General features: G+C 44.1%; 11 protein-coding genes. 3 read left to right on the top strand and 8 right to left on the bottom strand.

What is annotated here, in order from left to right; all coding sequences use genetic code 11:
- Positions 1-189 precede the first annotated feature (189 nt).
- The 4 genes from purC to ABYU67_RS01745 form a co-directional block, all read right to left on the bottom strand.
- Entirely contained in the window at positions 190-903 is a 714-nt protein-coding gene (purC, locus tag ABYU67_RS01760) for a phosphoribosylaminoimidazolesuccinocarboxamide synthase (RefSeq protein WP_372843283.1), read from the bottom strand.
- Positions 904-1,033: 130 nt separating this feature from the next.
- Positions 1,034-1,369 carry a hypothetical protein gene (locus ABYU67_RS01755; RefSeq protein WP_372843281.1) on the bottom strand — a complete coding sequence of 112 codons (336 nt, stop codon included), beginning with the start codon at positions 1,367-1,369 and terminating at the stop codon, positions 1,034-1,036.
- Between the two features lie 14 nt (positions 1,370-1,383).
- Complete coding sequence (gene dapA / locus ABYU67_RS01750; RefSeq protein WP_372843280.1) at positions 1,384-2,289, bottom strand: 4-hydroxy-tetrahydrodipicolinate synthase; 906 nt, start codon at positions 2,287-2,289, stop codon at positions 1,384-1,386.
- Positions 2,290-2,830: 541 nt separating this feature from the next.
- Positions 2,831-4,279: a Do family serine endopeptidase gene (locus tag ABYU67_RS01745; RefSeq protein ID WP_372843279.1), complete on the bottom strand. Its 1,449-nt coding sequence runs from the start codon at positions 4,277-4,279 to the stop codon at positions 2,831-2,833.
- Between the two features lie 718 nt (positions 4,280-4,997).
- On the opposite strand from ABYU67_RS01745, the gene ABYU67_RS01740 reads away from it, so the two are divergent.
- On the top strand, positions 4,998-7,217 hold the full coding sequence (locus ABYU67_RS01740) for a cation:proton antiporter (protein WP_372843278.1): 2,220 nt from the start codon (positions 4,998-5,000) through the stop codon (positions 7,215-7,217).
- A 109-nt stretch (positions 7,218-7,326) separates the two neighbouring features.
- Here ABYU67_RS01740 and tmk read toward each other — a convergent pair whose 3' ends face one another.
- On the bottom strand, positions 7,327-8,007 hold the full coding sequence (gene tmk, locus ABYU67_RS01735) for a dTMP kinase (protein WP_372843277.1): 681 nt from the start codon (positions 8,005-8,007) through the stop codon (positions 7,327-7,329).
- A 113-nt stretch (positions 8,008-8,120) separates the two neighbouring features.
- Entirely contained in the window at positions 8,121-9,407 is a 1,287-nt protein-coding gene (gene mltG / locus ABYU67_RS01730; RefSeq protein WP_372843276.1) for an endolytic transglycosylase MltG, read from the bottom strand.
- A gap of 171 nt (positions 9,408-9,578) precedes the next feature.
- Between mltG and ABYU67_RS01725 the strand changes: the two genes are divergently transcribed.
- On the top strand, positions 9,579-10,343 hold the full coding sequence (locus ABYU67_RS01725) for a DpnI domain-containing protein (RefSeq protein ID WP_372843275.1): 765 nt from the start codon (positions 9,579-9,581) through the stop codon (positions 10,341-10,343).
- Positions 10,344-10,485: 142 nt separating this feature from the next.
- The gene (locus ABYU67_RS01720; RefSeq protein WP_372843273.1) at positions 10,486-10,662 is read left to right on the top strand and encodes a DpnD/PcfM family protein; all 177 of its coding nucleotides are present in this window, start codon (positions 10,486-10,488) and stop codon (positions 10,660-10,662) included.
- A gap of 1 nt (position 10,663) precedes the next feature.
- Here ABYU67_RS01720 and ABYU67_RS01715 read toward each other — a convergent pair whose 3' ends face one another.
- Both ABYU67_RS01715 and ABYU67_RS01710 read right to left on the bottom strand, forming a co-directional pair.
- Positions 10,664-11,617, bottom strand: coding sequence for an aminotransferase class IV (locus ABYU67_RS01715; RefSeq protein WP_372843272.1), 954 nt, complete (start codon positions 11,615-11,617; stop codon positions 10,664-10,666).
- A gap of 3 nt (positions 11,618-11,620) precedes the next feature.
- Complete coding sequence (locus ABYU67_RS01710) at positions 11,621-12,283, bottom strand: hypothetical protein (RefSeq protein WP_372843271.1); 663 nt, start codon at positions 12,281-12,283, stop codon at positions 11,621-11,623.
- Positions 12,284-12,500: the final 217 nt, after the last annotated feature.

Below are 12,500 nucleotides of genomic sequence, written 5' to 3'. Positions count from 1 at the left end.
CTTGGGTAAGATGTGTATAGTGTTTCATAACGTTCTGATATGTAGGAGTTGAAGTTTGAAATGCAACACGGCACATCTTACTCTTCAACTCATTCTTTTAAAACGTTGCACTTCTTATTTGAATCTAGGCATAAAAAAACTGAGCCATGGCTCAGTTTTTTTATGTTAACGATTGTAGTTTTTCTACATTTAGTTCAGTGGTACACCGATACGGCTTGCAACTTCTTCATAAGCCTCGATGACATCACCCAATGACTGGCGGAAACGGTCTTTATCAAGCTTTTTCTTAGTCGCTTTATCCCAAATACGGCAGCCATCTGGCGAGAACTCATCCCCTAAGACGATACGGTCATGGAATACGCCAAACTCTAGTTTGAAATCTACCAGTATCAAATCACCAGCATCAAACAAGGCGGTCAATACTTCATTCACTTGATGGCTAAGCTCTTTCATTTTAGCCAGCTGCGTATCAGTTGCCCAGCCAAGAGAAATAGAGATTGCCTCGTTAACCATCGGATCACCAAGCGCGTCATCTTTATAGAACAGCTCGTAAGTCGGTGGCGTCAAAGCTTGACCTTCTTCTAAGCCTAAACGGCGTACCAAACTGCCCGCAGCAAAGTTACGTACCACGCATTCAACCGGAATCATATCCAAACGCTTGACCAACACTTCGTCATCAGACAATTGCTTTTCAAAATGCGTCTCGATACCAGCGTCTGCCAGCTTTTGCATGATAAAAGCATTAAAGCGATTATTCACTACCCCTTTACGGGCAAGTTGTTCAATACGCTTACCATCAAGCGCTGAGGTGTCATCACGAAAATGTAAAATCAGCAGATCGTTGTTTTCTGTTTCATAAACAGATTTGGCTTTGCCTTTATAGAGCAGTTCTTGCTTTTGCATTAGGAGGTTTCCTGTTCGTTCAAGCTTATGTGGTAAAAACGCGCAGCGACCGCTGATAACTGATACAACCAATGAAAAACATGGGTTATGATCAAAGCATCAGCGGCATAGATAAGGTTAAAAAAAGACTTTATTCAGTACGGCTCGCAACAGCGCGTTGCGGTTTTGGCAGCTGGTACTGTTTACCAGATTCATTCTGTAATGTGAGCGTATTGGCGCCTGCATTCGGGGTTGGGTAAAGCGGTACAAAGGGCGCTGTCTCTTGGGCAGCTGGCAGCTGTAGCGGCGCCAACTTTTTGCTTTGTTGATACTCAAGGCTACCATTGTCACGCTTACCGATGAAGTCTTTTGTCGCTTGGCAGCCGCTTAATACCAACGTGCTACCCAATACGACTGTCATTACAGTAGGGAATATTTTTGCAGTCATTGATGATACTTTCATCATATTATCTCTCTGAGTTAGCATCTATATGCATCATTTTATAATAAGTTTGCACGAACCAAGGCACTATCAATCGTCGCATGATGTTGCTCAGCTAGCCAGACTAACGGCAAGCGAATACCTTGATCTATCATACCCATCTTATGTAAAGCGTACTTGGCTGGGATAGGACTTGATTCAATAAACAGGTCATGGTGCAAGTGCTTGACAACATCATGTACTTGATTGGCAGCGTCAAAATCACCGCGCAAACCTGCTGTAAAAGTTTCACTCATGGCTTTAGGTGCCACATTGGCAGTGACAGAGATATTACCTCTGCCGCCTACTTTCATCAGCTCAAGAGCGCTAACGTCATCACCAGATAACACCACCAGACGATCGCCAACCACTTTGATTAATTGCTCACCGCGAGCAACAGAGCCTGTCGCGTCTTTGATAGCAACAATATTATCAATATCGGCCAAACGCTCAACTGTTTCTTGCGCGATATCAACGACGGTACGTCCAGGAACGTTATAGAGCATTTGTGGGATATTGACAGCTTCAGCGATGGCTTTGTAATGTTGATATAAGCCTTCCTGCGGCGGCTTATTATAATAAGGGGCAACTAATAAGGCACAATCTGCACCGGCATCAGCGGCATCTTGGGTCAGCTTGATGGCTTCTACCGTATTGTTCGCGCCAGTACCTGCAATCACCGGCACCCGACCTTTAACATGCTGTACAAAATAACGAATCACATCGCTATGCTCTTGCATGGACAAGGTTGCAGATTCACCAGTCGTACCAACTGCGACGAGGCAATGTGTACCTTGCTCAATCTGCCAATCTATGAGGTCTGCCAGACGTTTATAATCGACCGTGCCGTCACGAAGCATGGGCGTTATCAAGGCTACCATTGAGCCTTGTAGTCGGGTTTTAATATCGTCGTATGCTGTGCTCATAACTGTGCCTTACTCTCGTATCCTAGCTTTGATTAAAGCTATCACATGATAGGTCGTTTGCAAGTACCAATGCATATTTTGAGATATTCATTGTTAAATTTTTGCATGGATACTATAAATAATATGCACGCTCATCAACACCATTGGTAAGATCTTGCTCGATGTTAGTACTGAATGTTTGTATCTCTGATACCATCTTTGACGCCATTTTTTCTGACATCCATAAGATGATTGTCTCGCTATAAAAACGCCTGCTAGTGTAGCATATTTTGAATTGACCGCTATCAATCAATTAATGCCAAAGCAATCCATTTTGCAAATAATTGTCCAGATACTTCACGCTTATTTTGCCACTAATCGACAATAACAGTAGCAATCTCTAGCTTTTAAACCAAACCGTCAGTTTAGCGTAATAGCCATAAGTCGATAACACCTTTTTTATCCTTTTAACCAATCGTCAACATATCATTGGCTAGCTGATACAAGTAAACCTATTAACGATTAGATCTTTTTCTGCCACAAACACTAGCAATAGCTCTCATTACTCTATACGCAGACCAATAATACCGGGGATACCTTGACGCATGACTTCAATCGTCACCACGCCCTTTTTGGGCAATAGTGACACCGCGCTCGAAACATCATTAACGGTTTTAATCGGTTTTTGATGTAGGTTGGTAATGATATCGCCTGCTAATATGCCCGAACGTGCCGCCAATCCAGTAGGTTCAATCGCTGTGACCAGCACCCCCGTCTTATTATCAGACGCCAGCTCTACTTGCTCCTCTGGTGTCAAATTACGTAAGGCTAAGCCCAGACTTATCTCGTTATTTTGCTGACCACGGCTTTGTGATTGTATGTCATTTGAGGCATCACTCAGCTTGCCTGTGACGACAGCTTGCTTGCCATTACGCTGGATTTGCATACGAAAAGCGTCATTAGGACGCGCGCGATTAATCAGGTTCAATAAATCAGAGGCCTCCATAATTTGCACATCATTGTAGCGTAAAACAATATCCCCTGATTTGAGACCCGCTCTTTGGGCAGGTGAATCGGGTGACACGCGTGTCAGTAACGCGCCTTGCGGACGCGCTAGGTTATAGGCTTCAGCGAGATTGCGATCGATATCTTGTGGATAAATGCCCAAGTAAGCTCGCTCAACCTTACCATTGGCTTTGAGCTGCTCATAAACATCCATCGCCGCATCAATCGGGATAGAGAACGACAGCCCCATATAACCACCGGTGCCGCTAAAGATACGTGAGTTAATGCCAATTACTTCGCCGCGCTGGTTAAATAAAGGTCCACCTGAATTACCAGGATTCAACGCCACATCGGTCTGTATAAAAGGCACGCTGGTTTCACGCGAAAAATTGCGTGATTTGGCACTGACAATTCCTGCTGATGCTGAATAATCAAAGCCAAATGGCGAGCCAATCGCCAGCACCGGCTCTCCTACTTTTAGACTATTAGAGTCACCAATCGGCAGGGCTGGGAATTTTTTGCCCGTGACCTTTAATACCGCCACATCCGAGCGCTCATCGCTGCCAACTAAGGTCGCATCCAGCTCTGTTCTGTCATTGAGGGTCACAGTGATTTTGTCAGCACCTACCACCACATGATGATTGGTCAGCATATAACCATCATCAGTCACAAAAAACCCCGTGCCATACGCGTGCTCAATCGCTGGCGTCACCGCTTGATCTGGGATACGCAGGCGATCACCAAAGAATTTTCGTAACAACTCAGCCGTTTGGGCTTTGGCAAGCTCAGCTTCGCTCACCGTTTTGGTGACATTGACACGGGCCACCGCTGGCGTGACTTGCTGTACCAGTCCTGAAAAGTCGGCAGTGGTAACCGCAGCTTGTGCACTTGGTATGGTATTTAGGTTAATACCGACAACCATGGTCGTAGCGACAGCGATTGCCAAGGTGCTGCGTTGCAGCAAGCGCTGCATGGTGGTTTGCGATTTAGATATGTCGATTGGCATCTTATCCCTCATCCAAGTGAATTTTATAATTTTTGTGAGTAGCTATGCTATCAATGTACAGTAAGGCGTTTTATTCACATAACTTTTGATTGATCGATAGCTAGCCATTTTATCTTAGTTTATAGAGTATTTTTCCTGACTGCAGCTTAGTTTGTTATCTATTGGGCATTTATATCCATATCCTAACCAGCTTAAATACGCTAAACACACGATAGGTTACCCTGTCCCTTGTTCATTCAAAATTCTCTAAGTACGATTATTCGATGCAAGATTTAAAGCTATATAAAAATAGCTTGTTCTGCCTGTGTTTTTAACAGCCTAACAACGCTATGGATGAGCGTTAGCTCTCAGCTATATAAAATAAAATCATGTTATGATAACCAGTAACACATATTTATAACAAACAAAAGTTAGCGATAGCATTTATCGATACTTTATTGCTTAAATTGGATATTACTTATCGTATCTTCTCTCTTTTGCGCTTTTGGTTTTTAGCTTTTACTTTTTAAAGCTTTGCTATTTTATCTAGAAGCGTATTTATCTTTGCGATTATTTTGCGTTTGCTACTAGGTAGTATACATGACTCATAGGGTGACCCTTGCGGTAACGGTCACTTTTGATCATGCTATGAATGAGCCATGAGCTAAAAATTGTCTGTGCTAAGGGCTGCAGCCCCGAATCGCTATAAAGTATGACTATATTATAAAAGGATTAATGTATGGATACCGCCCTATTATTATCCGGCGTGGTTGGGATCGGCATCGCCGCCCAATGGTTGGCTTGGTATTTAAAGCAACCGTCCATTTTGTTTTTATTACTGATCGGTATTATCGTTGGACCCGTATTGGGGATTTTTGATCCTGACTTGGTACTTGGCGAGCTGATGTTTCCCTTTATCTCCCTAGGGGTCGCGATAATTTTATTTGAAGGCTCGCTGACCTTGGAGTTTGATGAGATAAAGCAACACGGCTCTGTGGTGCAATTACTGGTATCGGTCGGCGTATTGATCACCATCGCTATCGTCGCGCTGTCAACGTATTTGCTGTTCGATGTCGATCCTATTATTGCCTTATTGTTTGGTGCATTGGTGTGCGTGACTGGTCCAACGGTTATTATGCCATTACTGCGCAGTGTACGACCCAATAAAACCATCTCCAATATCTTAAAATGGGAAGGTATCATTATCGATCCTATCGGCGCGATTGCGGTGGTATTGGTCTATGAATATATTATCTCAGGCGGTGAAGCCAGCAGCATTCTGCTGTTTGCCAAGATTGTGGTATTGGCAGTCGCGATGGGGCTAGCGGGCGCATGGGTATTAGCATTCTTAATGCGTCGCCATATGATTCCTGAGTTTTTACGCAATGTTTTTACTCTTGCTTTTGTACTGGTGCTCTTTTCTATCTCCAACCATCTAGAGCATGAATCGGGCTTATTAACAGTGACTGTACTTGGGGTTGCACTAGCCAATTGGCCAAAATTCCCGCGTGATACAATTTTAGAGTTCAATGAATCACTCACTATTTTATTGGTATCGGTCTTATTTATTATTCTTGCCGCTCGCGTTGAGCTGGCAAGCCTACTGAGTGTCGGCTTTGCAGGTCTAGTGCTACTAGCGATTGTAATGTTTGTCGCCCGTCCCTTATCGGTCTGGGCGTCGTCTATCGGCTCAAACCTAAAGACCAAAGAAAAGCTGATGATCAGCTGGATTGGTCCGCGCGGTATCGTTGCTGCTGCTATCTCATCACTCTTTGCCATTCGTTTGCAAGAATATGATATCCAAGGGGTGGAGCTGCTAGTGCCTTTGGTGTTTTTGGTAATCATTGGTACGGTGATGATTCAAGGCTTGGGCGCAAAAATGGTAGGGAACTTTTTGGGCGTTCGTGAGCCTGAAACCAACGGTATCTTAGTCGTTGGCTCAAATCCTATCGCTTTGTTGGTCGCCACCTCGTTAAAGGATCAGGGCTTTGATGTCATCGTCGCTCATAATAACTATACCAATATCGCAAGCGCGCGTATGAGTGGCTTACGTACTTACTTTGGCAACCCTGTCTCTGACCACGCTGACCATCACTTGGATCTTATCGGTATCGGACGTCTATTTGCCATGAGTATGGATAAAGAGCTGAATACTTTGTCTGAGATTCACTATCGTCATGAGTTCGGTGAGCGCAAATTGTACCGCTTAAAGTTTAGTGATGAAAAAGTTAAAAGTGAGCGCGATGATAAGCAAGGAAACTTCCATTCGCAGTGGCTGTTTGGCAAAGATGTGACCTATACCAAGCTTGCCAGCATGCTGTCCAAGAAAGCCCGTATTAAAATCACCAATATCACCGACAGCTATAGCTTTGAGCAATATAAAGCCGATAATAAGCAATTTGTGCCGCTTTATACGGTCGATAAAGAGGGCAAGCTGCATGTGATTACTGACAAATTCGATGGTACGGTGCCGCGTGATCGCAAGCTTGTCTCATTAGTCGTCGATGATGATGTCCAGCCAAAACCGGTCGATGTGACACCGCAGCAAGAGCAAGCGCGCGCCGTAGCAGATGCAAGTTTTGAGTCCAATGCTAAAGCGCCTGAAAAACGCCAAGAAATAGCGCTGGCGGACGTTAATAGTGATATGGAGGACAGCTCTTTAGATAAAGGCGATGACGCTGAACAAAATCCACTTGATAACCTATCAGTGGCTAGCGTCACATCTCATCCATCTTCACTCACATCAACTGCCCTAAGTGATGAAGCCTCTTACCAAAAGATAGAGACGGCTGAATCTACTAATACGCAAATAAGCTCTAAAGCAGCCAGCACTCATAAGAATAGGGGTAACGGTAATGGCAGTGCGCCTAAAAACAAAAACGGCTCTTTAGACCCCAACCGTTTGCCCGACTCAAGTGGAGACCATAATGGTAACGCTAAAGACAGCCATAAAGACTAACGGCTGATTTTTAATCATAAACCCCTAATATAAAGAAGCCCCAACTTAATAGTTGGAGCTTCTTTTAAGGGCGCTCAGTAGAAAATGACGATACGATAAAAAATCAAACCTAATCAAGCTCAAACCTCTCTTGCACCGTTTGCCAGATACGCATACCGACTTCGTCGGCACTGCCTGAGGCATCAATACGCTGGACGCGCTCAGGCTGCTCGCTGGCAAGCGTGCTAAACCCTGTATGTACTCTCGTAAAAAACTCAGTCGCTTGCTGCTCAAAACGGTCAGCGGCACTGCGTTTATTGGCACGTGCCATACCTTCTAAGACAGGCAGGTCTAACCATAGCGTCAGCTCAGGCAGTTGCACAACAAACTGCTCGATAAGCATGTCAATTTTGGCACGGACAATCGCATCGCCATTTGCACGCCCAAAGCCTTGATAAGCCACTGTTGAGTCGGTAAAGCGATCACATATTACCCATGTACCACGTTGCAGTGCGGGCAAGATGACGTGCTGCATATGATCACAGCGCGCAGCAAACATGAGTAGCAGTTCGGTATCATCATTGATGCTGGTATTAGGATCTAGCAATATCTTGCGTAAATGCTCAGCAAATGGACTACCGCCCGGCTCCCGAGTACGCAAATACTCAATGCCACTTGCTTGTAAACGTGTACATAATTGTTCAATCGCCGTGGTTTTTCCGACGCCTTCGGTACCTTCAAAACTGATAAAACGCCCTTGCTTGGACGTAGTGGTGGTTTGAAATAACGGCGCTTGTAGGGATACTGACATGATATAACCTTGTAGCATGAAAGAGCGATGTCATTGAAGAGTGCGGTCATTAAGAAGCATGATAAAAATAATGCTTCTTAATGATGGAGATATCAAGAAGTGTAAAGCGCGATTTACAATGGCGGCGTTTGTGATTTTTTCTCACGCATGACACCAAGATACTCTTTTACCGCTTGATTGTGCGCCGCCAAGCTATTGGTAAATTTGTGCCCGCCATTACCCGTCGCTACAAAGTACAAGGCATCACTCTGTGCTGGATGCAAGGTTGCTTCGATAGAAGCCGCGGACGGTAGAGCGATTGGCGTTGGCGGTAAACCATCAATTTGATAAGTATTATAAGCCGTCTTTTCATCAATGTCTTTGCGGCGAATATTGCCTTCATAACGGTTGCCCATACCATAGATGATGGTCGGATCGGTCTGCATGCGCATACCTTTATCCAGGCGATTTCTAAAGACTGCCGAGACCAAAGGACGCTCCTCTGCCACGCTGGTTTCTTTTTCAATAATTGACGCCATTACCAGCGCCTCATAAGGGGTCTTATAAGGCAGATTTGGCGCACGGTTTTCCCATGCTTTGGTCAGCGCTTGTTGCTGGCGCTTATACAAATCAAGCAATACCTGCTTATCACTGGTGCCTTCGCCGTAATAATAGGTATCAGGCGTAAACCAGCCCTCAAGATTGTGATTGACGATAGGGTCACTACTATTGACCACCGACTCCGGCAAGATACCCACCAAATCAAGCCCCTGCGCGATGCTGGCGTTATCCGCATCACGGGTCAGCACCTCTTTCTTGATGCCCTTGTTATCACGTAGCGTCTGATACAAATCTTTTGAAGTTTTGCCCTCGATGATCTGTACTTTAACCATCGCCGCCTTTACCCCTTGTCCAAGCACGTGCAGCGTTTCAGCAAAGGTCGGGTTCTCTGGTAATTGGTAGATACCCGCGTGCAATGGACCATCGACTTGCATCTTCATATAAAGCTTGGCAATGGTGGCAGAAAATAGCGGTATTTGCGACTGCCACTGCGGTAGCAAACCATAATAGCTCTGACCTGCCTCAATCGTTACCATCTGCTTTGGCTGCTCAATGCGACCAAACAAGGTCTGATAAACCATCACCAAGAAAAACGCGGCAATGAGTGCAAGTACCAATAATACTTGATAACCGCGCTGCATAAAGAATGAAGGGTTATCAGCCTTATAGTAGCGCGGTTTATGATTACCACTGATTAAAGACACATCTGTCGGCGGCACGTCTTCTGCTATAGCCTCGTCTACTATTGGTTTTGAATGCGGTTTAGCACTATCGACATGCTCAGCAGCCATATCTTTTTGGCTATTGGATGGCGTATCATTAGGACGTTCAGGAGGCGTTTCAGGTGTTGGCGTGCTCATGGTCACTCGCGAGGCAGAAGTTTGCTAGAATTTAGCACTGAACCGCTTATTTTTCAATGGAATTTGCTTAGCTTATCGATTAACTTACTATTTGGCTTGTGAGTGATGGCTTAATATTCATACTCTTTTCATGTTATCTCTACACCTGAGCATTGGTCACAAAAACTTATCATGAACTTAAATTTCAATCAGAGTCTTGCCAAAAATTATCAGTCACCAAGCCAAATCATTAGAGTATTAAGTGAAGACTGGGTCGCCAAGCAAATCTACTGCCCAAATTGCAATGCCGAGCCATTGGCCGAATTCACTAACAATCGGCCGGTTGCTGATTTTTATTGTACAAACTGTAGTGAACAATATGAGCTAAAAAGTAAACAGGCAAAATTAAGCAATATTATCAACGACGGCGCTTATGACACCATGATTGAGCGTATTAACAGCGATAATAATCCCAGCTTTTTCTTTTTAACGTATTCTCAAACATTGAGCGTGAATAACTTTTTAATTATTCCGAAGCATTTCTTTAAGCCGGATATGATTATAAAACGCAAGCCTTTATCCATCACTGCTAAACGTGCTGGCTGGGTTGGCTGTAATATTGATTTGCGTCAAGTGCCCGAATCAGGGAAAGTATTTTTGGTCAAAGACCAGCAAGTCATACCACGCGATACTGTCACCGAGCAATTTCAAAAAACCTTGTTTTTACGCGAGCAATCTACAACTTCGCGTGGTTGGACGTTAGATATCTGGCAGTGTATCGATAAACTCGATGCTAATTTTTCTCTCAATCAGGTTTATGCATTTGCTGACTTATTAAAACTCAAACATCCTGACAACAACCATATTAAAGATAAAATCCGTCAGCAATTACAAGTATTACGCGACAAAGGCATTACTGAATTTACCGGTCGTGGACATTATCGCAAATTATACTAAAGATTCTTACTTTTCTTATCACACCCGTCTTGGTCACAAAAGACGATCACTTCTTTTTAAGCGCCTTTGCTAAGCTAGCGGATGTAAATCCTAAAGAAATTTTGATAAGTATGTATTGGGAGTAGTGATGATAAAAATAGATATGAAAGCAGAGAGAATCTTTCAGATAGAGATTGTCGAGACGCTAAGTAACCTCGTGGAAATTAGCGCAGAGAACGAGCAAGAAGCACTGTTAAAAGCGCAAGAACTGTATCGTAATGAAGAGGTTATTTTATATCCTGATGACTTAATTGACACTAAATTCAATGTTTTTAAATAAATTAAATCGCTTCAAGACTTATCACTTCACCTGACAATAAAGTCAGACTGCTCATGGGCATAATACCGCGCAGCGCATTGCAAAAGAATAACTTGCTTAGCTGCGGTAAGTCTTTATCTTGTAACGACCTGATGACAACAGGGTGGCTGCCAGTCGATAATCCATCGATAATCACTTGCCGCATCACCCCAGCGACGCCCGACTGTGTCATCGATGGCGTATACCATTGACCAGTGCTTAGATAATTTATATAGTCCTGATAATGCGGAAACCTAGATGACTCTTCTAACGTTGATTCTGACAATTGGTAAAACATATTGCTCATCGTGCCTTCAATCCAGCATCCCGTCATATCACGTAGCAAACCCTCGCTGATCTCCTGTAAGCCATTAGATATCAGGGAACGAGCCTTGATATCCTGCAACTCCGCACTTGCCAGCACATTATCAAGGCGATTAAGGCTTTTGAGCCCCGCCAATGATGGCGGTAGGCAAGCGACTTGCGAAGACAGACAAACGGTAGTACTCATAGGCTGCACAGGGATAAGAATATCGTGACCCAATGACAACTGCTCAGCAGTACCAATTGTCATTGTCGAAGATTTTAGCCAAATCTCGCAGGTGCTGCCCAATTTATTGAAGGTATAGCCATAACCACGGGTCGCTTGCGCTGCGCGTGTAATGATGAGCTTAAGCATGCCTTGTTGTAGCTGAGTAGCATATGTTTTTAGTGTCGCTAGTAACGCATGAGCATCCAAATTAAACTGCAATGCTTTGGCATGAGAGATGAGGCGCTGATGATGATAATCCGCCCACAGTATCTGCCCATTGAGGACGCCCATGGTGGTAAAAAAGCCATCACCATATGCCAAGCCACGATTATCCAAAGAAACAGTCGATGCAGTGGTCTGCTTGTCCAATGACGATAAACAGACCCAGCTATTTGATAACTGCATCGTTTACTTACTTTGGCTAGCAGATTTATTGATGATTAGCATACAGCTATAAAACTCACACTTTGCCAGCTCTACTTTTTGTCCACCGATGACTTTATTTTTGACAATTTGACCATTTAGCATATCAGCTACTAGCTTACCGCCCTCATCACCCATCAATTGACGAGCTAACTGATAGGATTTTTTGGCATGGTTTTGACTCAGCTCTTTTTCTTTGTCAGAGTCGGTCGGATTGGCAAAGTACCAACCAAGCTCGAGATATTTTTCAGAGTCGATAAGATCCAGATAAGGCGCTTCGGTATTCATAAAGCGGTATTTGGACGCAGGGTTACTGGCGTAATCCAAGCTGTTTTCATCGGTGCTGACTACCTTACCGAGGGTTGATTTGATATCGTCTAGTTGATCGACACGAAGCGGCTCGACTTTCTTAGGCCCCCATGAGGCGACATCATACTTGACTGGTGTGCCCTCTTGGGCAGTAGCACCATCTAGGTCAGCATTTGACGTAGGGACTTTTGGTTTTGGCGTATCGGAGACAGTCTGCTTATCAGCACTACCCTCCTCCGCTGATACGTCACTGCCTTTATTATTATCACAGGCGCTAAGCGACACGCCAACTGCCATTATCGTACTGACCATAAGGGTCTGTAGGGTGTTATTCCACATGGGCAACTTACTCACACTTGTAAATGGTTCTAAAAATGGTATTAACAAGCAGCTAGGTCTGCCGCTGATAATGCATAGTGTCTGTTATTAAGGTCTTGTTATCACTGAGGTTTTATAAATAGCCTGTTGCTATTTGCATACCCTATCAGTCACGTCAAAGAAGTAAGATGCAAAACGGTGCAAAAGCATCCGGTTACTTTTTATGCTCTCTAGTTTA

This window comes from Psychrobacter sp. (genome assembly GCF_041554015.1).
Classification (GTDB): domain Bacteria; phylum Pseudomonadota; class Gammaproteobacteria; order Pseudomonadales; family Moraxellaceae; genus Psychrobacter.
Note: the sequence above shows the minus strand (reverse complement) of the source record. Positions and strands in the feature narration are given on the sequence as shown.